The 22,544-nt window shown below is 62.8% G+C and carries 20 protein-coding genes; 9 read left to right on the top strand and 11 right to left on the bottom strand.

All coding sequences use genetic code 11. From position 1 onward, the window contains the following. Window positions 1–137 precede the first annotated feature (137 nt). The 4 genes from ACPWR9_RS11370 (at window position 138) to ACPWR9_RS11355 (ending at window position 4,882) form a co-directional block, all read left to right on the top strand. Window positions 138–1,814 (top strand): mechanosensitive ion channel family protein, encoded by a 1,677-nt coding sequence (locus tag ACPWR9_RS11370; RefSeq protein ID WP_426296846.1) that lies wholly within the window; start codon window positions 138–140, stop codon window positions 1,812–1,814. Window positions 1,815–1,930: 116 nt separating this feature from the next. Continuing rightward, entirely contained in the window at window positions 1,931–2,518 is a 588-nt protein-coding gene (locus ACPWR9_RS11365; RefSeq protein ID WP_426296847.1) for a BPSL1445 family SYLF domain-containing lipoprotein, read from the top strand. 194 nt (window positions 2,519–2,712) lie between these two features. Beyond that, window positions 2,713–3,444, top strand: a complete 732-nt coding sequence (locus ACPWR9_RS11360; RefSeq protein WP_426296848.1) for a response regulator transcription factor — start codon at window positions 2,713–2,715, stop codon at window positions 3,442–3,444. Beyond that, a complete protein-coding gene (locus ACPWR9_RS11355; protein WP_426296849.1) occupies window positions 3,422–4,882 on the top strand; it encodes a sensor histidine kinase in 1,461 nt (486 codons plus the stop codon). The genes ACPWR9_RS11360 and ACPWR9_RS11355 overlap by 23 nt, the downstream gene beginning before the upstream one ends. Window positions 4,883–4,886: 4 nt before the next feature. Here the strand turns inward: ACPWR9_RS11355 and ACPWR9_RS11350 are convergent, their stop codons facing one another. Further along, window positions 4,887–5,618: an acid phosphatase gene (locus ACPWR9_RS11350; RefSeq protein ID WP_426296850.1), complete on the bottom strand. Its 732-nt coding sequence runs from the start codon at window positions 5,616–5,618 to the stop codon at window positions 4,887–4,889. Window positions 5,619–5,880: 262 nt separating this feature from the next. On the opposite strand from ACPWR9_RS11350, the gene ACPWR9_RS11345 reads away from it, so the two are divergent. The 5 genes from ACPWR9_RS11345 to ACPWR9_RS11325 all read left to right on the top strand — a co-directional run bounded on the left by ACPWR9_RS11345 (window position 5,881) and on the right by ACPWR9_RS11325 (window position 11,718). After that, entirely contained in the window at window positions 5,881–7,410 is a 1,530-nt protein-coding gene (locus tag ACPWR9_RS11345; protein WP_426296851.1) for an alkaline phosphatase family protein, read from the top strand. A gap of 105 nt (window positions 7,411–7,515) precedes the next feature. Next, window positions 7,516–9,822, top strand: coding sequence for a TonB-dependent receptor (locus ACPWR9_RS11340; RefSeq protein WP_426296852.1), 2,307 nt, complete (start codon window positions 7,516–7,518; stop codon window positions 9,820–9,822). Between the two features lie 73 nt (window positions 9,823–9,895). After that, window positions 9,896–10,567 carry a MotA/TolQ/ExbB proton channel family protein gene (locus ACPWR9_RS11335; RefSeq protein WP_426296853.1) on the top strand — a complete coding sequence of 224 codons (672 nt, stop codon included), beginning with the start codon at window positions 9,896–9,898 and terminating at the stop codon, window positions 10,565–10,567. A gap of 9 nt (window positions 10,568–10,576) precedes the next feature. Next, entirely contained in the window at window positions 10,577–10,969 is a 393-nt protein-coding gene (locus ACPWR9_RS11330; protein WP_426296854.1) for an ExbD/TolR family protein, read from the top strand. Further along, a complete protein-coding gene (locus ACPWR9_RS11325; protein WP_426296855.1) occupies window positions 10,966–11,718 on the top strand; it encodes a TonB family protein in 753 nt (250 codons plus the stop codon). Before ACPWR9_RS11330 ends, ACPWR9_RS11325 begins: the two co-directional genes overlap by 4 nt. An 18-nt stretch (window positions 11,719–11,736) precedes the next feature. Here ACPWR9_RS11325 and ACPWR9_RS11320 read toward each other — a convergent pair whose 3' ends face one another. From ACPWR9_RS11320 to ACPWR9_RS11275, 10 genes are all read right to left on the bottom strand, one after another. Beyond that, window positions 11,737–12,498, bottom strand: a complete 762-nt coding sequence (locus tag ACPWR9_RS11320; RefSeq protein WP_426296856.1) for a helix-turn-helix domain-containing protein — start codon at window positions 12,496–12,498, stop codon at window positions 11,737–11,739. Window positions 12,499–12,641: 143 nt separating this feature from the next. After that, the gene (locus ACPWR9_RS11315) at window positions 12,642–13,970 is read right to left on the bottom strand and encodes a dicarboxylate/amino acid:cation symporter (protein WP_426297951.1); all 1,329 of its coding nucleotides are present in this window, start codon (window positions 13,968–13,970) and stop codon (window positions 12,642–12,644) included. A 26-nt stretch (window positions 13,971–13,996) separates the two neighbouring features. Beyond that, complete coding sequence (locus tag ACPWR9_RS11310) at window positions 13,997–15,097, bottom strand: porin (RefSeq protein WP_426296857.1); 1,101 nt, start codon at window positions 15,095–15,097, stop codon at window positions 13,997–13,999. 246 nt (window positions 15,098–15,343) lie between these two features. Next, on the bottom strand, window positions 15,344–15,709 hold the full coding sequence (locus tag ACPWR9_RS11305) for a cupin domain-containing protein (RefSeq protein WP_246182389.1): 366 nt from the start codon (window positions 15,707–15,709) through the stop codon (window positions 15,344–15,346). Between the two features lie 24 nt (window positions 15,710–15,733). Continuing rightward, on the bottom strand, window positions 15,734–17,005 hold the full coding sequence (locus tag ACPWR9_RS11300) for an NAD(P)/FAD-dependent oxidoreductase (protein WP_426296858.1): 1,272 nt from the start codon (window positions 17,003–17,005) through the stop codon (window positions 15,734–15,736). Window positions 17,006–17,059: 54 nt separating this feature from the next. Continuing rightward, window positions 17,060–17,728, bottom strand: coding sequence for a helix-turn-helix domain-containing protein (locus ACPWR9_RS11295; protein WP_426296859.1), 669 nt, complete (start codon window positions 17,726–17,728; stop codon window positions 17,060–17,062). A 203-nt stretch (window positions 17,729–17,931) separates the two neighbouring features. Continuing rightward, the gene (locus ACPWR9_RS11290; protein ID WP_426296860.1) at window positions 17,932–18,432 is read right to left on the bottom strand and encodes a flavin reductase family protein; all 501 of its coding nucleotides are present in this window, start codon (window positions 18,430–18,432) and stop codon (window positions 17,932–17,934) included. A gap of 49 nt (window positions 18,433–18,481) precedes the next feature. Next, the gene (locus tag ACPWR9_RS11285) at window positions 18,482–19,810 is read right to left on the bottom strand and encodes an LLM class flavin-dependent oxidoreductase (RefSeq protein ID WP_426296861.1); all 1,329 of its coding nucleotides are present in this window, start codon (window positions 19,808–19,810) and stop codon (window positions 18,482–18,484) included. 54 nt (window positions 19,811–19,864) lie between these two features. After that, window positions 19,865–20,776 carry a LysR substrate-binding domain-containing protein gene (locus ACPWR9_RS11280; protein WP_426296862.1) on the bottom strand — a complete coding sequence of 304 codons (912 nt, stop codon included), beginning with the start codon at window positions 20,774–20,776 and terminating at the stop codon, window positions 19,865–19,867. Window positions 20,777–21,028: 252 nt separating this feature from the next. Beyond that, window positions 21,029–22,324 (bottom strand): MFS transporter, encoded by a 1,296-nt coding sequence (locus tag ACPWR9_RS11275; protein ID WP_426296863.1) that lies wholly within the window; start codon window positions 22,322–22,324, stop codon window positions 21,029–21,031. Window positions 22,325–22,544: the final 220 nt, after the last annotated feature.

Raw genomic sequence — 22,544 nt, 5'->3', positions numbered from 1 at the left:
CGACGCAGGCTCGTAGTTTTGCGCCGGATGGACGCGCGCACCATCGGGGTTTCGGGCAACGATTTTGCCCCTCGGGGCACGCCGGTTCGCGCGAAAATCGCCAGCAAGCTGGTCGCGCATTGCCGCAAGGAGCCGCCATGTTGACGCGCATCGCACTGCCAAAATATCTATCCGTCATCCTCGGCACTTTTCTCGTGCTACTGACCATGACCTGCGCATGGGCGCAACCGGCCCCGGCATCGGCGCCCGCGCCCGCAGTCGCGGTGTCCGGCCCGCCTGCGGCAGACGTGCGGTTCATGGATCGCCCCATCACGACCTTCCGCGCCTCGTTAAGCGGCGCGACACCACAACAGCGTGCCGATCGCACCTTCGCGGTGCTCGACGGACTGCCCGAAAGCATTCTCGTACTGCCCACGGTCATGGTGCACGCGTCGATGGGCGAGACGCGTGGCGTCGTGTTCCGGCGCGGCGACCGCATTCTCTTTGCGCTGCTCGAGGGTGATGTCGACGCGGCGGACAACCGTCCTTTCGACGTGGTTGCGAACGAGGTACAAGCACAACTCGATACCGCGCTCGCCGCGCGCCAGGCGCAATTGCATTGGCCGAACATCGTCCGAGGGGTGCTGTTCTCCTTGCTGGCAACCGTCATCTTGGCCGCGTTGGTTTGGCTGGTAGGACGTTTGCAAACCCGGCTTCAGACGCGCATTCAATACGCCGTCGAAGCCCATGTCCTTCGGCGCACTTCCAAGACGTTCGATTGGACGGGGTCCGCTTTCCAATTGGCACGGCAGATCGTGCAGTTGCTGTTTCTCTTCTTCGTCGCGGCGCTGATCTATATCTATCTGATCTACGTGCTGGAGCGCTTTCCAGTCTCTCAGCCGATGGGCGACCGGCTCAGCGGTTTTCTGTGGGCGCTGATCAATACGTTTGCTCTCGGTGTGGTCAATGCCATTCCGGGGCTGATTGCTGTGATCGTCATCTTCTTGCTCACGCGCGCGCTCCAGAACCTGATCAACAACGTCTTCGCCGCGATACGCCAGCGTCATTTGAACGTGCCGGGCATGCACCCGGACACGGCAGACGCTTCTCGGCGCATCGTGACCATCGTTGTTTGGGCACTCGCACTTACGTTCGCTTACCCCTACTTCCCCGGTGCGCAAAGCGATGTGTTCAAAGGGCTGAGTGTGCTGCTGGGGTTGATGGTGTCGTTAGGCTCTGCGGGGATCGTGAATCAGTTGATGAGCGGCATCGTCGTGACATACAGCCGAGCCTTCCAGGCGGGCGACATGGTGCAAATTGGCGAGACCGCAGGCGTGGTCGTCAGTGTCGACACACTGTCGGTCAAGCTGACGAACGTCCGGCAAGAGGAAGTCACCATTCCCAATGCCGTGGTGGTCGGTGCGATCGTCCACAACTTCTCCAGCCGCGATGGGAAGGCACCGGCGCTGGTGGTGACGTCCGTGACGATCGGCTACGACACCCCGTGGCGTCAGGTGCAAGCGATGTTGTGTCTGGCCGCAGCCCGCACGTCCAAGGTTGCGCAAACCCCGGCACCGTTTGTGTTGCAGCGCGCGCTCTCTGACTTCTACATCGAGTACGACCTGCATGTGGCCCCCGTCAACCCTGCGCAGCGCCTGATCATGCTCAGCGAGCTGCATAGCAACATCGTCGACGTGTTCAACGAATACGGCGTGCAGATCATGTCGCCGCATTTCGAAGAGCAGCCGGAAACGCAACTCGTTATTCCGCGCGAAGGCTGGGCGCCGGAACCGGCCGCGCCCAATGGCAAACCTGATCCGGTCGCAGGGGCTTAGCCCGGCAGATATCGAGTGCACCACGGGGCAAACGATGTTGCCCCAACTACCTATGGCGATGTGACGTCACAAATCCGACACTCAATCGGCAGTTCATCCACCACGCGGAGACAAACATGCAAACACGTCGTCAATTCTTCAGGGCTGCTGTTGCTACCGGGGCTTTTGTTGTAGCGCTATCGGGATGTTCGACGACGGGGAACACCCCGGCCACGCCGGAGGCGAACAACTCACGCAAGCAGTCGATCGATGCGGCGGCCGACGGCACGCTCTCCCGGCTGTTCTCGACTGTGCCGGGATCGCGCGAACTGGTGGGTAAAGCCCGCGGCGTACTGGTGTTCTCGGGCGTCATTCAGGCGGGTGTGATCGTCGGCGGGCAACACGGCGACGGCGTGCTACGCGTCGGTGGCAGCCCGGCGGGCTACTACAGCGTTTCGTCGGCATCGTTCGGTGCGCAACTGGGGATGCAGTCGAAGGACATGGTCTATCTGTTCATGACGCAGGATGCGCTCGACAAATTCCGTAGTTCGAACGGCTGGTCGGCCGGCGGCGACGCCTCGGTCGCGCTGGTGAAGGTCGGCGCGAACGGTCAGGTCGATACGACAACGTCCACGCACCCGGTCGAAGTCTTCGTACTCACCAACAGCGGGTTGATGGGCGACCTGTCGCTCTCGGGCACGAAGATCACCAAGCTGGATATCTGACGCGCTGAGCGCCTTCTGGACAGACAAGCCGGGCTACGCGCCGAGTGCAAACATTCGGCGCGTAGGTCCCGGGCAGACCGATTACAGCGCGCCCTTCAGTTCGCCAAGATGACCAAGCCGCAGAACTTCCGTCACGGGAACGTCACACAATTGCCATAAAGTCTCCGGCCATCTACCCGACCTGAGACGACCCCATGCGCACGACGCCCGTTGAACCCGCTGGCGCGAGCCTTCCCGCGAGCGCCAGTCGCGTTCTGGTAGTGGAGGACGACGCCAAGGTCGCTCACGAGTTGGTCTCGGCGCTCGGTGAGCACGGCTTTGCCGTCGACCTGGCCTGTGCTGGTGGCGACGGCTTGCAACGGATGCTGCACGGCGAATACGACTGTGTGGTGCTCGATCGCCTGCTGCCCGAGATCGACGGCATGTCGATTCTCACCACCGCCCGCAACGTCGGCATCAAGACCCCGGTGTTGATTCTTTCCGCCCTCGGCGCGACCGACGAGCGCGTGCGCGGCTTACGCAACGGGGCCGACGACTACCTCACCAAACCCTTCAGCTTCGACGAACTGACCGCGCGCATCGACGTGCTACTGCGCCGCCATAGCGACACCGACACGAGCGCCAGCCTACGCGTCGGCGATCTGCATCTGGATCGGGAGAACGGCACGGTCACGCGCGCAGGTGTTCCCGTCGCCCTCAAACCCCGCGAGATGCGCCTGCTCGAATACCTCATGCGCAACGCCAATCAGATCGTCACACGCGCCCTGCTCTTCGAATCGGTGTGGAAATACCAGCACGACGTACAGACCAACGTCATCGACGTGCACATCGCGCGGCTGCGCAAGAAGATTTCGCTCGACGGCACCTACTCGGCCATGATCGACACTGTTCGCGGGACCGGCTATGTTCTCCACGCCAATGACTGAGCGCAGCTTTCTGCGCAGCCTGTGGGGTGCCGGGCCGATCTTCGCGATCTTCATCGTGTCGGTCGTCTCGCTCTTCGCCGTCGTGTATTGGCTCACGATGAGCTATCTGACCGATCTCGTCGACGCCCGCCTTCAGCGCGAAAGCACCCAACTGATCCGTCGAAGCCCTGAAGACGCTCGCACGAACATTACAGAACGCAGCCGCCGTGAAGCCGCCAACATGCGCCCTTACGGCCTGTTCACCGCGAGCGGGCAGCGGCTGGCCGGGAACATCGAGGTCTTGCCGAAGCATCAACCGGACTGGCATGCCTACCGTTACACCCAGACCGTTACGGACAAAGACGGCGATTCCTGGGCGCGCCCCTATCGCGCCATGGTCGCCACCATGCCCGACGGCAACCGTGTGATCGTCGGGCAGTCCGTCGACGATATCGACCGCTTCGACCACATGCTGGTGCGCGTCGCCCTAGGCGGCCTGCTGGCAACGATCTTGCTCGGTGCCTTGTGCGGCTACGCACTGCATCGCGCTGCCAACCAACGCGTTCGCCAGTTGCGGGAGTCGTGTCAGGAAATTATCTCCAGCCACTTCACGCGGCGATTGCCAACACGTGGACGGCGTGACGATATCGATCTGCTGGTCGGCTTCGTCAATACGATGCTCGACGACATCGAGCGTCTGGTATCGGAACTCCGTGGTGTTTGCGCCTGGATCGCCCACGATTTGCGCACGCCGATGACCAGCTTGCGTGCCGGACTGGAGCGCGCCCGCCGGGGTGCGACCTCGGCGCAGGCGTACGACGTGGCCGTCGAGCGGGCGCTTGAGCAGACCGATCACGTGCTCGACCGCTTCTCTGCGCTGCTGCGAATCGCCGAGATCGACGCCCACGCTCGCCGCGAGCATTTCCGGCGGGTGGATCTGGCCCGCATCGCCGAAGACGTCGTGGACCTCTACGAGCCGTTGGCCGAAGAGCGCAAGGTCGTGCTGTCGGTACAAACGCAACGCAGCGCCCCGGTGATGGGCGATGGCGATCTGATCTTCGGCGCGATTCAGAACCTGCTCGATAACGCGCTGAAGTTCACACCCGCCGGGGGTACCGTGCGCTTGCGTGTCATGGCGACACCGGAGCACGCCGTGGTGGAAGTGTGCGACACCGGACCGGGGATTGCGAGCGTCGAGCGTGACGCCGTGCTGCGACCGTTCTATCGCGGTGCGGGCGTGAGCGGTATGCCGACGCCCGGCCATGGGCTCGGGCTGAGCGTCGTCGCGGCCACCGCACGTATTCACAACGCCGTGATGCGCATCGACGATGCCGAACCCGGCTGCCGTGTGGCATTGCGTTTCGCCGCAGCCCCGGCGTCGCACGAGACGCCCACAACGCCCGATTCCCAAGACGCGACGCCCATCGGTACGCAGCCGGTCAGCGTCGCGAGTGTCTGACGGGTTATGGCAACGCAGGCAAGCCGAGCGCGTCGCGCGTCTCACGCGTGGCGCGAACAAGGTCCTCGCGGAAGGCCGGATTGCCCAGCATGGCGGCAGCGATCACCGTGCCGCTGACCTTCCCTGCCTCGACATCGCTCACGTAGTGCACGCCACCGATGGCGCGGCCTTGGGCATAGGCGTCGGCACGCGCAAAGATATCCGCGCGCTTTTCCGGCACGATCTTCGCCAGAATCACCGCACTCAGGTAAGCAAAGGTGGCATGGCCGCTCGGATACCCCGGCGTCACGCCTTCTGTGACGATGCCCGGGTGCACCTCGTTGCTGACGTTATACGGGCGCGGACGCTTCCAGTAGTCCTTAGCCGCTTTGAGCGGCCCGGCGCCCTCTTTCGCCAGACGCTTGAAAAACGCTTCGGTGAACGGCAGACGCTCGGCGCGAAAGTCCGGACCGACGACGTCCGCGAAGCGGAATACGCTCTTGTGCGTGTCGCCATCGGCCAGCGCCAATTGCGCTGCCGTACGGGTCTGTTGAAGTGCCAACACCTGACGCAGGTCGTCTGCTGCCGCAACGCTGCCAGCGACCGGCGGCGGTGCGACCAACACGGTCAAATCGGGTGCTGTCCCGCGCAGATAGTCAGGGTTGGCGGCATCGGCAGCATGCGCGACTTGAAGCGCGCCCAGGAACAGCAGCGCTGCGATGAATGGCCGCGTGGCGCGAGGGGAAGCAGAAAGCATCGGTCGGTTCCTCAGAAGAACGGTTCTTGGGTGATTAAGCGGATGGAGGCTACGAGCCTCTTATGACCCGCCCAAGGCGCAAACCTTTCCATTCAGACAGCTTCGACATTCGCGACATCGGCGGATGTGCGATCTGTTCATGTTGGCAAGTTTTGCTTCATCTGTGCATCACGGGTGGCGCATAAAGTTCGCCTCGCTGATCACCGGCGAGCGAGGCCGGTCCACTCAACCGAGCGCACCGCGCCGAGGATGCATCATCTCCATGAAGCCCAAGAATTTCCGCATCTCCCCGCAGATGACCGCCCGCGTCGTCACCCATGCCGCATTGGCATGCGCCATGCTGGCCGCGACGGCTGCGCAAGCCGACCCACTGGCGCGTGCACCGGCCATCGCACCGGCTGAACGCATCCTGCTGATCAGCATCGACGGGATGCATGAGCAGGATCTCGCACGTTACGTCGCGGCGCATCCCACGTCGGCACTCGCCACCCTTGCACAGCACGGTGTGATGTATCGCAACGCACTGACGCCGGTGCCGTCCGATTCGTTCCCGGGCATGGTGGCGTTGATTAGCGGTGCCAACCCCGTGACATCGGGCGTGTACTACGACGACAGCTTTGATCGCCACCTGTCGCCAGCGGGCGCAGACTGCACCCACGAGAAGCACCGTCTCGGTGCAGAAGTGGTCTACGACGAATCGATCGATCGTGATCCGAAGCGCATCGACGGTGGCGGCGCCATCGACCCGGCCCGGTTACCCCGCGACCCTGCCCGCCAGTGCGCCCCGGTCTACCCGCACAACTATCTGCGTGTGAACACGGTGTTCGAAGTCGTGCGGGCCGCCGGTGGGCGCACCGCTTGGGCTGACAAACATCTGGCCTACGACTTTGTGCACGGCCCGAGCGGGCGTGGGGTCGACGACCTTTACACGCCGGAGATTGCCGCCGTCGGTGAAAAACTGGCCGCCTTCCCTGCCTACGACAACCTGAAGGTCGACGCCCTGCTCCGGCAAATCGATGGCCGTGACAGCAGCGGCAATGCGACACCCGGTGTGCCGCGCCTGTTCGGCATGAACTTCCAGCAATTGAGCGTGGCCCAGAAATCGGGCGACGGCTATCTCGACACCCATGCGATGCCCGGCGTCGCCATTGGCGCCGCACTCGACCAGATCGACGGATCGCTGCAACGCTTGCTCGATGCGCTGAGCGCACGCCATCTCGACGCATCGACGCTCGTGGTGATTGCGTCCAAACATGGCCAATCGCCCATCGCGCCGGGGCAACTTCGCCGTATCGACGGCAAGCGCGTGCTCGATGTGGTGACCCAAAGCGCACCCGATGCCCTCGCCAAGGCCACGCTCGACGACGTGGGCCTCTTGTGGCTCAAGCAGCCGCGCGCGACGCAGGCGGTTGCGGGCGCCCTGCGTGCGAATGCCGATGCGCTGGGTATCGAACACGTCTACGCGGGCAATGACATGCCGCCGGGCTGGGGCCGTGTCGGCCGCGACAGCCGCGTGCCGGACATCGCCATCGAGACGAAATACGGCGTGATCTACACGCATGGCAGCAAGGTCGCCGAACACGGGGGCTTTCATGACGACGACCGTCATGTCGCGTTGCTGATCTCCCGTCCCGACATAGCGCAGCAGGAAATAGACACGCCAGTGTCGACGCGTCAGGTGGCGCCGACGCTGCTCCAAGCGCTGGCGCTCAAGCCGACCGCCCTCGACGCAGTTCGCAGCGAAGGCACGACATCACTCCCGGGGTTGAATTTCAGCAAACGCGCGAATTGAACGGCCCTTGTCTGCCCGTAACGATTTAGCACCCATCCGCACGACCAATCAGGGTTGCCGGCCATACCCGGCCGGCACAACTTCCAAAGAGAACGAACCCAAGTCATGAAACTTCAGTCGACGCATGCACCGCGCCTCAACCGCAAAGTAACGCCGCATCTGACGCTCACGGCCATCGCGCTTGCCGTGCTGGCGAGCACGGCGAATGCCCAGACCACGCCTGCCACCGACATCGGCGACGTCTCGGCGTCCGACGTCGGTGCACCGGTCAACGTGAGCGCTGCCAAGTCGCGCAAGGCACCGACCGCCGCCGCGGCGAAGGCGCTCACGCAAGCACCGCTGGAAGCGACGTCGCCCCAGACGCAGATCAGCAGCGACTACATCGCCAACCAGATCAACCCGCAAGCCGACTACGGCACGATCTTGCGTATTGCGCCGAGCTACAGCAGCTCGTCGCCCAACGGCCTCGGTTTGTCGGAAGCCAAGAACCAAACGCTGCGCGGGTTTCCGGACGGTCAGTTCAACGTCACCTACGACGGCATTCCGTTCGGCGACACGAACGACTTCTCGCACCACACCACCTCGTACTTCCCCGCAGCGACGATCGGCAGCGTGACCATCGACCGCAGCCCGGGCAATGCCACCACGCTCGGCTATGCAACGTTTGGCGGCTCGGTGAACCTGTTCTCGCCGACGCTGAGCCCCACGCGCAAGATCGAGTACTCGCAGACCATCGGCTCACACGCCACATGGCAGGAAAACCTGGGCATCACCACCGGCATCATGCCCGGGCTGCTCGACTCGAACGTCTTCCTGAACATTCAGCGAACCGACTCGAACGGCGCGTTGAGCAACAGTGGCGTGGGTAACACCAACATCTTCCTCAAGGGCGTTACCCCCATCGGCAGCAACACCCTGGTGACGTGGGTCTACGCGTACGACAAGATCCACTTCAACAATCCGGGCGGCGCCACGCTCAATCAGGTGGCGCAGTACGGCTACAACTACGGCCTGAATGCCGACCCGAAGAGCCCGAACTACTACGGCTACAACTATCAGGACAAGAACACCGAGTTCGCGTACATCGACGTCAAACACGACTTCGACAACGGCTGGGGTCTGAGCAACAAGCTGTACACGTATTACTACTACAACCTGAGCCACGAGCTGAACGGCGATAACACCTCGTCCCCGCTCTCGGCATTGAGCGCCGCCAAGCCCTTCGCTGCGGGCCAGTCGGGCACCGATATCGCCGCCGCGGTGAAGCTCAACGAGTACCGCACGTACGGCGACACGCTCGCGGCAACGCATACGGACGCGTACGGCACGTTCACGGGCGGGTTCTGGTTCGAGCACACGCGCAATCCGCGCAATCGTTTCGCCTACGACGCCACGACCGGGCAGTCGGTCAAACAGAACGCCACGTACGGCAACACCTACTACGACATGGTCGACGAGGTGAATACGGCGCAGGCGTTCACGCAGTACGCATGGAAGGCGACCAATGCCCTGACTGTCACGCCGGGCATTCGCTATCAGCACTTCGAACGTTCGTTGACGGCCAACGTGCTTCAGAACAACTTGCCCGGCACCTCGGCCACCAAGTCGTGGGACAGCGTGCTACCGAGTCTTGACGTGAACTATCGCTTCACGTCGCTGTGGTCGGGCTACGCGCAAGTGTCGCGCGGCGCGCTCGGCCCGAACTTGAACACGATGTACTCGGCCAATCCGTCGGGCAACAACAATGTTCAGCCGCAAACGTCGATGGCCTACCAGATCGGGACGGTGCTCAAGGCCGATCGATTTACGTTCAATGCCGATGCCTACCTGATCGAATTCAGCAACTACATCACCAAGAACGGATCGGGCGCGAACGCGACCTACTTCAATGCGGGTGGTGTGCGCTACACCGGCCTTGAAGCCGAGGGCAACGTGTTGCTGGGCAGCGGCTTCTCGTTCTACGCGAACGGCTCGCTCAACAACGCCACCTACACACAGAACGGCACCGGCTCGCAGATTTGGAAGTCCGGCCAGCGCATCTCGTTCGTGCCGCAGTACACGGCCGCCATCGCCCTCAATTTCGATCAGGGGCCGTGGCACGCGGGTATCAACACCAAATTTGTCGGCTCGATGTATCAGGGCAGCAACGGTGCGGCAGACGGCTCGATCTACAAGGTGGGCCCCTACAACGTCACCAGCATGATGATCGCGCGCGACTTCAACAACCTCAGCTCGGTCGTCAAGAAGGTGCGTGTGTCGTTCGGCATCGACAACCTGTTCGACACGCACCGCATCACCGACAACCTCGGCCCTGCCGCGACCGATACGAGCAAGGGGACGGATCCGAACCAGTTCCTCTACTACTTCGTGCCGGGCCGCAGCTTCTACGTCAACCTGCGCGCCGAAATCTAACTGGCAGCCCATTTACCGGCCGCCTGCGCCTGCGCTTGCGGCCGGTGCGCGTTACCTCGAAAGGAGAATTTGCATGGATCTGAGTCAATTCAATCAACTGGCGATGTCGTCGGGCGGCACGCTCTATTTGATGGTGCTGCTGGCATTCGTCGGCATCACTGTCATCGTGGATCGCGGGCTGCGGCTGCGCCGGGCATTCCGTGGCGGTGCCCGGATCGTGACGGCAGTCGGCGCACTGCCGGTGATCGACGCGCACGATGCCGACGAGCTGCGCGCGGCCGCTTCAGGTTTGCCGCACGGCCGTCTGCTCGACGCCTATGCGCACAATCTCAAGCGCGTGCATCACGGCGACATGGAAGCCGCCATCGACGAAGCGATCTATCTGGAAGTGCCGCGTATCGATCGTGGCCTCTGGGTGCTCGACACGGTGATTACCGTCGCGCCGCTGCTGGGTCTGTTCGGCACGATCGTCGGCATGTTTCACGCGTTCGACGTGCTGGGTGCGGCCGGTGGCGACCCCACACAAGTCACCTCGGGTGTGGCTGAAGCGCTGATTGCCACGGCCTGCGGCCTGGCGATTGCCATGACCCATATGTGGTTCTTCAACGGTATGCAAGACACTGTGCGTCAGACCGTCCATCAGATGGATACGCTCAAGCGTCTGCTGCTCAATCGCCACAGCGTCGCGCAGCAGGCGACCGAGCCCACTGGCGTGGTGCTGCGTCACGAACGCGCTTCGGCCTGAGAGCCCGCGATGCGATATTTCGAAACGAAGAAGGCGCGCATCGAAGTCGTGCCGATGATCGACATCATGTTCTTCCTGTTGGTGTTCTTCATCATGATCACACTCAAGATGATGCCGTCGATGGGCATGTCGGCCAAGCTGCCCGGCAGCTCGACCGCTCAGGACTTGCCGCACCCGAAAGTGCTGGTGGCGCTCCACGCCGACGGCAGCATCGAGACCGACCAGCATCCGATCACGCTCGACGCCCTGAGCGCCACCCTGCGCGCCCATGACCCCGCGCACACGGTCGTGACCATTGCCAGCGACAAAGCGGCCAATGTGCAGCAGTTGACGCAACTGATGGACGCTTGCCGTACGGCGGGAGTCACGCAGATCGGCATTGCCGCGAAAGAGGCCCCATGACGACGATTTTGCATTCGGAGGCCTTGCCCGGCACACGCGGCGTAAGCGCTAGGTCGCAATTCCACGATACGGCGGCGCCTGCGCGTTGGCCATGGCGCGCTATGGCAGCGGCGCTGGCACTGGAGGCGATCCTGCTTGGGTTAACCGCAGGATGGCTCGCGCGCAGTACGTCGACACCGAAGCCCGCTCGCGCCGATGCGCCGGTGATGCTGTCGATGGCGGAACCTGAGCCGGTCGCAGCGCCGGTGCCAACGGTCAAACCACCAGAACCGATCAAGGCGCACCCAAAGCCGGTGACGCCGGTGAAGCATGAGCCAGCACCCAAGCCGCAGGCGTCGCACGCCCGTGAGCCGGTCAGCGCCGAGGCACCGCCGATAAAAACGGTGGCCGGTGCCGACGCCCCGCCTGCGCCGTCTGCCGTGGCTGTGCCCGAGCCCGCGATCCCCCCGGTTAGCGCATCGTCGGGACCGGACGAGCGATTTATCGCGAAGCTGCGTGCGGCCGTGCAAGCGGCGGTGGTTTATCCGACAGCCCTTCAGGGGATGGGGCTGGCCGCGAACATCGACGTCGAGTTCGGTTATCAGGACGGGGCTGTGTCGAACGTGCACGTCACACGGCCGGGCCGCGTCGCGACGCTTGATCAAGCCGCCATTGCTGCCGTGCAACGTGCGGCAATGCCGCCACCGCCGCCCAATCTGGCGGGCGCGCTTCATACGTTCAAAGTGAGAGTGATCTTTAGCGAAAATTGACGGGGCAAACTCGCGGGGCTAGACGCCCCCGACCGCTGCTGGGCTGCTTCGCCGATCGCGACCGGTCGACTGCGCGGGTGCCTGATTGCGTTTGGCACGCGCGGTACAGCCTAGTTTGGCCTTGAAGAATGTGGAGAATGCCGAGCCGCGAAATCCGAGGGCATCGGCAATGTCGGTGACCGATTGCCCATTCTCAAGCGCACAAAGCGCGGTGGCAATTTGCACGTCGCGACGCCAATTTGCCATCGACGTCCCCAGTTCCTGATTGAACAGTCGGCTCATCGTCCTCGTGCTCATGCCCGCCGCTGTGGCGGCTTCCATCGGCGTGTGCGTCCGGGTCGGTTCACGCAGTACCGCATCGCACAGCGGCCCAAGCCGGCTGTTTTGCGACGGCATGTCGACAGTCAGTGCCGACGGGCTGAGCGGTGCCGCACGCAACTCGGGGGCGAGCAGGATGCCCAATGCCTCCTTGGCATGGTCGCTGGTCTCGCCGGCGGCATAGGCCGAAAATACGCTGCGCAGTAGCTCGGATCCGTGCAAAAGCGTGACGCTGTCAGGTAAGTCGAGGCACGCCTCACCGGCGATCTGAAGCTCGACGATCGTCGGGTCACCGAGCGCGCAGACCGTGGTGAGGACCCCGGGCGGTACCCAGGCGCCCCACCCTTTCATCACGCAATACGCCCGCCGTCCCGTGCGCAGCCACACGCCACCCTCTGCAACGAATAAGAAGCGTCCTTCGCTGGCAAGGGTTTGCTCGGGAGAAAATGCAATCGTTTGCATCAAAATTCGCTATTTGGCCGGTTTGATCGAGGTATGGGGGGAGCATACGACAGATCCAAATCGGACAAAGTGAAAATAATGGCGCCGAACGTTTGCATTTTTCGATGTTGGCAGCGCGATCGGTAACGTCGGTGTGCCACGGATTACGGCGATGCGGGCGCTGTCGTCGCGGCCAGTTCAGTCGCCAGATTGCGGCGCAGCGTCTCGCGGCTCATCTCCCCTTCCCAGCGCGCCATGACGAGCGTCGCCACCCCGTTGCCAATCACGTTGACCAAGGCACGCGCCTCGCTCATGAAGCGGTCGATACCCAAGATCAGCGCCATCCCGGATACCGGAATCGCAGGCACCACGGCCAGCGTGCCGACCAGCGCGACAAACGAGGCACCTTGTACGCCGCTCGCCCCCTTGGACGTCAGCATCGCCACGCCGAGCACCATTAACTCTTGCGTGAGCGTGAGTTCCGTATTGGTGGCTTGCGCTACGAACAACGCCGCCATCGTCATATAGATGCTGCTGCCGTCCGTATTGAAGACGTAGCCCGTGGGCACCACGAGCCCGACGAGCGGTCGCGAGCAACCCAGCCGCTCCAGCTTTTTCATCAGCGTGGGCAGTGCCGGGTCGGACGAACTGGTGCCCAGCACAATCAACACTTCCTCGCGGATGTAGCGCAGGAACGCAAGAATGCTGAATCCGGCGCCCCACGCAATGAGGCCGAGAACGATGAACACGAAGAAGGCCGACGTCAGATAGAACGCCCCGACAAGTTTCGCGAGCGGCGCCAGCGCGGCAAAGCCGTACTTGCCCACGGTAAAGGCCATTGCCCCGAAGGCACCCAACGGCGCGGCCCGCATCAGCAAATTCACCATGCCGAAGACGACGTGAGACACGCCGTCGAGCACCTCCACCACGGGTTTGCAGCGCTCACCCGCGATTGACAGTGCGAGGCCGAACAACACGGCGACCACGATGATCTGAAGAATGTCGCCAGTGGCGAACGCGTCGATCACGGTGTTCGGGATGATGTGCAGCAGAAAATCAGTGACGTTCTGCGCTTTGGCTTGCGTCGCGTAGTTCATGACTGCGCGCGCGTCGAGCGTTGCGGGATTGACGTTGAAGCCGCTGCCCGGCTTGAGCCAATGGGCGACCACGATGCCGCAGAGCAGCGCCAACGTCGAGACGACCTCGAAGTACAGCAATGCTTTGCCGCCGATACGCCCGACGCGCTTCATGTCGCGCATGCCAGCAATGCCGGTGGCGACGGTAAAGAACACGACCAGTCCGATCACCATACGGATGAGTTTGATGAAGCCGTCGCCAAACGGCTTCATCTCGGTGGCCAGCACCGGCGACGCAACGCCAAGGGCGACACCAAGCGCCACGGCGATCAGCACTTGCACGTAGAGAATGCGATACCAGGGTTTGCGTCCCGGTGCCGTGACAGGCACCTCGAGCGCGTGATCGGGTTGAGTCATCATGTTGTTTCTCCGGAAGGGGCGCCTTAGAAGGCGTGCTTCATGCCCAGGGCGACGAGCGAGAGACTGCCGCCGGTAACGTTCGGAACACTGTTGATCGCCCAGTTGTAAGAGGCGCGCGAACCGTTGGTGATGTGGCTGTAGAAGGCGACGAGCGACGTGCGACGCGAAAGCGCGTAGTCATAGCCGAGGGTGTATTGCATGGCCCCCGTCTCCGAGCCGCTGGAGATGAAGCCGATCGGCGTTTTCGTATTCCCCACGCCGTTGCCAGCCCATGTCACACCGGCCATCAGGTTGCCGGGGCCGAGCCGCTGCACGAGCGACAGGTAGACAGCGTCGCGCCGCACGGCAGTGGTTGGCGTCTGATAGCGCAAGCGCTCGTAAGCCGCAGACACGACCGTGCCTGCGAATAGCCGGTACGACGCGCCGATCTTCGTGCCGTTGTCTTCGGTGTGGTTGCCTTGGTAGTCGCGGTGGTTTTCCTGCGCCGCAGTCAGGACAAGCGGCCCCGCCGTGTAGGTCACCGAAAACGACAAGAGCATCGGGTTGCGTGAGAGCGCGACGCGCTCCTGATTCACCCCCCATTGCGCGGCAGCGGACAGCCCGCGCCAGGTCGGTGAGACGTAGTTCACCGAATTTTGCTGTCTACGGTCGAACGACGTGGTGTTGCTCACGTTATCTGCCGACGGTGCGGAACCGTTCCCCATGAGCGACATATAGCCCGCCGTTGTGGGATAAAACGGATCGAACGCCTTGGTCGATTCGGTAAACGGCGTCGTCCAGTTACCGAGGAAGAACGTGCCGAAGGGGCCGTCGAGGCCGACGCGACTATCGCGTGATGCCATACCGCCCGCGCCGTTCGGCAATGTCAGGTCGCTCTCGATTTGCCAGATGGCGCGATAGCCGCCGCCAAGGTTCTCGTTGCCTCGCAGTCCCCATACGGAGCGGTCGTTCGTCATGCGCGTCGTACTCGGCGTGGACTGGCCGTTATTGCCCGAGCTTTGCCAGTTGTACTCCAGCGTCGTGTAAAGCCTGCCGTAGATTTGCACCTCATCGGCGCAAGCCATGCCGGCAGCTACCACGCCCCCCACCGCCATGACTGCGTGCGCGATCGTCCGTCGTCTCATTCCGTCTCCTAAGCTATCGATTTATGCAAACGTTTGCATTATCGTTTTCAAAATTACGGATGGTCAAACGGTTGGACGTTGGGGTTAACACGCGAGAACGTCGCCGCATCGGAAGCGGCGCATCTGACTTTCGAATCCCGGCCAAATAGGCAGCCGGATTGGGGGATGCGAGCGATCCGGCACGACAGCCGAGGATCGCTCGCGTAAAGATCAGCCGACGGTTGCAGGTTGAGACGTAGGTCCGGATTAGTTCGTCAGCGACACGAACCAAACCTTCTTCACGAATGCATCGACTTCCCAGTGTCCCTTGTAGCCCTCGGGCATCACGAACGGATCGCCAGCGCGCAATGCATGCACGGTGCCGTCCGGGTCGACCACACGGCATTCGCCTTCGAGGATGTAACCGAATTCGATATACCCGGTGGTATCTGCACGAAACTTGCCCGCCGTGCTTTCCCAGATGCCCGACGACGCGCGTCCGCCGTTGCCCTCGAAGCCCGTCATGCTACGAAATACCGTGTCGCCTTCCATCGGGCGGCGCGGCTTGCCGATCTCCGGATTGACCAGCGGACCCGCGCTAAAGCGCACCAATTGCGAATGACTTTCTGCCACAACTCACCTCGTTACGTGATGGAATCAATGTCGGTCGTACTTCGTCAGACGGAAGGCATGCGGATCGACTAACGGCGTGTTCCCTTGCACAAGGTCCGCCATCAGCGCGCCTGCGGCTGGGCCGATGCCAAAGCCGTGCCCCGAGAAACCGGACGCCAGATAAAAGCCGGGCACGCTGTCGACACCGGAGATCACCGGAATCGCATCGGGCGTCACGTCGATGAAACCCGCCCATGCGTGGGCGACCTGCGCTGGCTGGAATTCAGGAAATGCCTGCTTGAGCTTGTCGAGCGCCACACCAATCGACTTCATCCCCGGCGCGGGGTCGAGCGTGCGATGCGCTTCGAAAGGCGTGGCGTCGTCGGCGCTGAAGCGTGTCGGCATCATCAGTTCGTCGAGAAAGCGTTTGCCGACGCGCAGCTTCAGATACTTCTTCTCCGAGAGCCATGCCGGAAAGAACTGGCGGCACAGGCGAATGCTGTCTGGCGTGAGATCGGCGACCGATGCCCCCAACTGCGAAACCGAATAGCCACCGTCGGCGCGCTTGCGGCACGTGAAGTCTTTGCCATTGATCGCAAGATCCAGCCCCGCATCCACCGGCGTGGTGCGCAGCACCGACGCATGCACTTTCAATTGCGGAAAGTTCACCCCTGTATTGCCGCAGAACAGACGCGACCACGCACCGCCTGCCAGCACGACTGCGTCGGCCGACACCCGCCCCTGCTCGGTGACGATGCCGCTCGCGCGTCCGCCTGCACGATCGAGGCAGCGCACGGCGGTTTGCTCGAAGACCTGCGCACCGGCTGCGATGGCCAGCTTCGCAATCGCCTGTGTCGCGCGCTCAGGTTCTGCCACACCATCCACAGGACAATGCAACGCCCCGACCCAGTCGCGCGCCGAGCGCGTCTTGAACAGTTCGGGCAATTGATCGCGCGCCAGCAATTGCGCAGGCACGCCGAGTGGCAACGCCTTATCGAGCCACTTACGGTAGCCGTCCATGTCAGCTTGTGATTCGGCCAGATACGCCACGCCTGTCTGACGGTAGCCCACGTCGTGCTGCGCCTGAATCTCCGTCCACAGGCCAATCGCCTGCATGGCCAGCGGCAGCTCTTTATGGTCGCGGCCGACCGTGCGAATCCAGCCCCAGTTGCGCGACGACTGCTCGCCCGCGATCACACCCTTTTCGAACACCGCGACGCGCAAGCCTGCTTTGGCCAGCGCCCACGCGGTACTCATTCCGATGATGCCTGCCCCGATGATCGCGACATCGACCTGCTTGGGGAGAACGCTAGCCATAAATTACCCATCGACAATTGAAGGAAAAAACGGAGGTCGGCGCGCGAGCTGCGCTCAGACGTAGAAGTGGTTGCTGTTCACGACCATGAACACCGTGGGTTCATCCCACGCGTTCTCCCAACGGTACGGCCGGTTGCCCGTAAAGCCGTAGGTGTCGCCGGGGCCGAGGACCAGCGTGGTGTCGTCGATGAACACGCGCAACTTGCCGGAGAGCACGTAGCCCACTTTGTCGCCGCTTTGCACCAGCAGATTCGAATCGGACGCCGCGCCCGGTTCGAGCTCCATCATGAAAGCTTCGAGCGACGCGCAGTTCGACGGCGTAATGCGTGCCTTCGTCACCCCAGACCCCGCGAGCCGCAGCGGCTTGCGCTGGCTAGCCCAGACGACGAACTCATTGGGCTCGGAGGTGTTCGGGGCGTCCGCTGCCTCAGCCGGTGTCGAGGCGAACAACGCCGCACCATCCACCCCCAGCGCATGGCACAACTGCCGCAGCGAGCGCATCGACGGCGAACTCACGCCACGCTCGATCTGGCTGAGCATGCCGATCGACATGTTGGTGCGCGCTGCAAGGTCCTTGAGCGTGAACTTGCGTTCGGTGCGCATCGCTCGCAAGCGCATGCCCAGCTCCATGTCGCTGGCTTGCACGGCAGGGTCGACCGGCGGGTCGCCATTCAGGCGCGTATCAGGCTCGGAATCGGCGAACGCGGTGGGCTCGGTGGACACGGCGGGTGCTAAGGAATGCGAGGCGGTGACAGTTTTCGGCTTTGAAGGCATGGCGAAGCGGCATCGGGGACACGAAGAGACGCAAACGAGGCGTGTGAAACGTACGCCTCACGAATTTCAATCACACTTCAAAAAGCTTAGAGTGATTTCGATATAGCGTCAATCCGGTACCTTCCCCCATGTCGCATGCGAGACGTCACGCTTTATGCCGCTAGCGGACTGCTGCGCGCGTACGTCCGACCATGCCAGAGCAAGCACCCGGCGTCCGGTGCATTGCCGAGCCGCGTGGCAGCGACGGCCCCCACGATGATCGTGTGCGAATAGCCGTCGTGCGTATCGAGCAACGTGCAATCGAGCGCCACGGCAGCGTCCGCAAGAATGGGCGCGCCCGTCTCCAACTGCGTCCAGCGGCTAGGCTCGAAGCGTGCTGCGCCGCGCTGCTGCTGGAACCGAACGACCAAATCGCGATGTGCGGTCGACAGCAGATTCACGGCAAAGCGCCCGGCGTCGAGGATGGCGTCGTGCACGGATGCACTCTTGTGAACGCAGACGAGAATCGACGGCGGCTCGGCAGACAGGCTGCACACCGCCGTGGCGATGATGCCGATGGGGCCGTCGACGCTGCGCGTGGTCACGGCGGTAATGCCGCCCGGGAACGACGCCATTGCCTGCTGAAAATCCGGGATCTGTACGGTGGAAGTCATGGTGTCGGCCTGCTGGTCTCGTGAAATGGCGACGGAAGGCATTCCGGTCTCAGCCCTGCCGGTAGGTCAGCGGCTTCAGCCCGAGGTTCGCGCGAAGCGTGGTGCCTTCGTACTCGGTACGGAAGAGTCCGCGGCGGCGCAGTTCGGGTACGACCAGTTCTGCCATATCGTCGATGCCGTGCGGCAGTGTGGCCGGGCAAATATTGAAACCGTCGGCGCCCTCGTTGCGGAACCATTCCTCCATCTGATCGGCGATATCGGTCGGCGTACCGATGACCATGCGCACCGTGTACGTGGCTGCCACGCGCTGATATAGCTGGCGGATCGTCAGGTTTTCCTCGCGCGCCATCGCGAGCAGGTTCTCGGCAATGCTGCGGATATTGCGGCTGGGTTCCACGTGCGGCACAGGGCCGTCGACGGGATAACCCGACAAATCGCCCAAGGCGTTGTACAGGCTGGCCAGCCCACTGATCGGGTCGATTAGTTCCTGCAACTGGTCAAACTTGTCCTGCGCTTCCTGCCGGGTGCGCCCGACGAATGGCGTGATGCCGGGCATGATCAATAAATCGTCAGGCGCGCGGCCATGCGCAGCGAGCCGCCCTTTCAGATCGCGGTAGTACGCTTGCGCGTGCTCAAGGTTGTGCGAGTTGCTGTAGACGAGATCGGCTTCGCGTGCCGCCAATGCGCGCCCGGCTTCCGATGCGCCCGCCTGCACAATGAGCGGCCGCCCCTGCGGCGTGCGTGCCGAGTTGAGTGGGCCGCGCACCTGAAAGTGCTTGCCCGCGTGATTCGGCACGTGCAGTTTGGCTTCGTCGTAGAACATGCCGCTCGCCTTGTCGCGCACGAATGCGTCGTCCTCCCAGCTTTGCCAAAGCGATTTGACCACTTCGACAAACTCGTCGGCGCGTTCATAGCGCTCTTCGTAGCCCAGATGTTCATCCCGGCCAAAGTTGCGGGCTTCCTCGTTCGACCATGACGTCACCACGTTCCAGCCTGCCCGTCCGCCGCTGATGTGATCGATCGACGCGTACTTGCGCGCGACATGGAATGGCTCGTTGTAAGTCGTCGACGCCGTGGCAATCAGGCCGATATGGGACGTGTGCGCGGCAATGGCCGCCAGCAGCGTGAGCGGCTCCAGTTCGGCATTGCGCATGTCGCGCGCCAGCGCGCCACGCGGGTTGTCTTCCGCGCGGATGCCCAGCCCGTCGGCGAAGAAGATCATGTCGAACTTGGCCGCCTCGGCCTTCTGCGCGTTGGCGAGGAAGTAGCGATAGTCGAGTGCGCCAGCGGCGGGCACGTCGGGGTGACGCCACGCGGCCACGTGATAGCCGAGGTAGCGCATCGACAAGCCGAGTTTCATTTTGCGATCAGTCGTCATGGGGTGTCTCTTCAAGGGCTGACGGAGGGACGGAGGCAGCGTTCAGCGCGGTGGCTAAACACCGCAGCGCGCCGCGACTTCGGCGAAACACCGGTCGCGGGATTCGCGCATGAAGGCGAGGAAGGTGCGGCACACCTTCGAGAGCGGACGGCGGCGCGGGTACAGCAAGCCCACGCCGAAATCGAGACTGGGCCGCATTGGACGCGCCACCACGCGATCGAGGTTGGCGTGCACCGTGAACGGATCGGCGAGCGCGACGCCCATGCCCAGATGGACGAACTCGCTGACCGCTTGCAGATAGGAGGTCTCCAGCGACGTCACGCGACGCACGCCGTGCGCGTCGAAGAACTGGTCGACGTGATGCCGCACCTGACAGACGCTGGTCATCGAGATGAACGGCAGACCGTCGATATCTTTCGGTTGCAACTCGCGCTTGGCCGCCAGCGCATGCCCGGGCGGCACGATGGCGTAATACGGCACGCGGCAGAATTCGTCGACCGCCAGATCGGTACGCGAGAACGGCAGTTCGGCCAGGCCGAAGTCCGTCTGCTGCGCCGCAATCCAGTCCTCTACGCGTGTCGACGACTGAATTTCCAGCGAGATATGTACACCGGGGTGCTTCTCGCAAAACGCCTTGATGACCCCCGGCAGGAAGCTCAACCCCAACGCGGGCATGCACGAGATGGCGATATGCCCGACGCGGTTTTGCTTCACATCTGTGGCCAACTCGCGGATGCGTTCGTAGGAGCGAAACGCATGCTCGGCCTGCTCGAAGATCAACTGCCCCTCCGGTGTGGCGACCAGACGGCCGTTCGCCCGGTCGAACAGCGGTAGCGCGAGCGAGCGCTCCAGTTGCCCGATCAACCGGCTGACGGTCGATTGCGACGTCTCGAGCATTTCCGCAGCACCGTTGACGGTACCGGCCAAAACGGTGGCGCGAAAGGCTTCCAGTTGTCGAATGTTCATCGTGAACTCCAGAGGGCGCGGCCGCGGGATGTCTCCCGGGCGGTGAATTCATCTTGGCGCAGCACTGGCTTGCAGACAATGACATCAATAAGCGGGGTCATTGCAATTTCTGCATACGGTGGACGTGACACGCCCCATCGATGCGGTGCGTGCTGCCAAGGTCAAAAAGCCCGACGGCCCTGATGGGCCGGTCGGGCGGGAACGGTGATCGGCACAGGCGCGAAGCAAGCCTCGCGTCCGGTGGTCAGATGGTCACGTCACATGCTTGCGGCTGGCGTACAGCCCGACGAGCGCGAACGCGGCGATGATCACGATGTAATACGCCGGGGCCATTACGCTGCCCGTCGCCTTGACCATGAAGCCGACGACCAGCGGCGTGATACCGCCGAAGAACGTTTGGGCGATCACGTAGGCGATCGACACGCCCGTGGTGCGACACGACGTGGGGAACAACTGCGAGAGCAACGAGCCGATCGGCGCGTAGTAGAAGCTGTAGAACACGAGCGACAGCGTGCACTGGAAAACGGCCAGCGTGAGCAGCGACGGCGAACGGGTGAGCATCTGGAACAGCGGAAATACCAGAATCACCCCGAGGATGAGTGCCGTGCGCATGACCTTGACGGTCCCCAGCCGGTCGGCGGTAATGCCCCCGATCATCGGGACGATCGTGCAGACCACGCCACTGCAAATCGAGGCGATGAAGGCGTCGTCTTTGGTCAGGCCGAGATTGTTGATCGCAAACGTCGGCATGTAGAGGTTCAGGAAGCTCGCCACCACCCCGGCCGCCGCGACCACCGCACCGATCATCACGAAGCGCTTGTGCGACTTGAACGTCTCGGCCAGCGGGTTCTGCACCGTAGCTCCCGTGCGTTTGACCTGCTCGAAATCGGCGGTCTCTTCGATCTTCGAGCGGATGTACAGACCGACCGGCCCGATCAGGCAGCCAAACAGGAACGGCACGCGCCAGCCCCAGGAATTGATCTGGTCTTGCGTCAGGAAATGGTTCAGGCAATACGCGAACAACGACGCCGCGAGCACCGCCAGGCCTGACGCCGAGAACTGAAGACTTGCGAAGAACGCCTTGCGCGAGGCGCTCTGCTCCGTCAGGTACGAGTTGGCGGTGCCGAACTCGCCGCCGACCGAGAAGCCTTGCAACAAACGGCCGGTGACCAGAATGACCGGTGCCCAGACGCCAATCACGTCATACGTCGGCGACACGGCGATGAGCACCGTCCCGGCGAGCATCAGCATGGCCGCGAAACTCAACGTGGTGCGGCGGCCCACCTTGTCGGCCATGATGCCCAGCACCACGGCACCGACTGGCCGGATCAGGAAGGAGCTGGCGAACGTCATCAGGCTGAACAGCAGCGCCGATTGCGGGTCGCCCTGCGGGAAGAACAGCTTGGAGATGGTGATCGCGAACATCGCGTACACCAGCAAATCGAACCACTCGAAGAAGGTGCCAAAGTTCGCCGCGATGACATCACGGGTCCGGTTGCCCTTGCGGGGTTGCCGTGCGGTGTAACAGCCAATTTCGGTGGTAGACATATGCGACCTTCCAGGGCGAGACATTGCAATGATCTGAGTCTGCATTCTGGGCAGCCGAAATCCACATCGATATTAGAGATTTCACCTACATGAAATTATTGACCTATTTTCGGTGAAATTGCTTTCTGATTGAAATTTGGAGAAATCGACAGCAACGGGACAACGAGACTTGTCTGTTGATCCGGCGCGGAGTAAAAGTCGATCCACCGACGTCAACCGC

It is taken from the genome of Pandoraea pneumonica (assembly GCF_049918595.1).
GTDB classification, from domain to species: Bacteria; Pseudomonadota; Gammaproteobacteria; order Burkholderiales; family Burkholderiaceae; genus Pandoraea; species Pandoraea pneumonica_A.
Note: the sequence above shows the minus strand (reverse complement) of the source record. Positions and strands in the feature narration are given on the sequence as shown.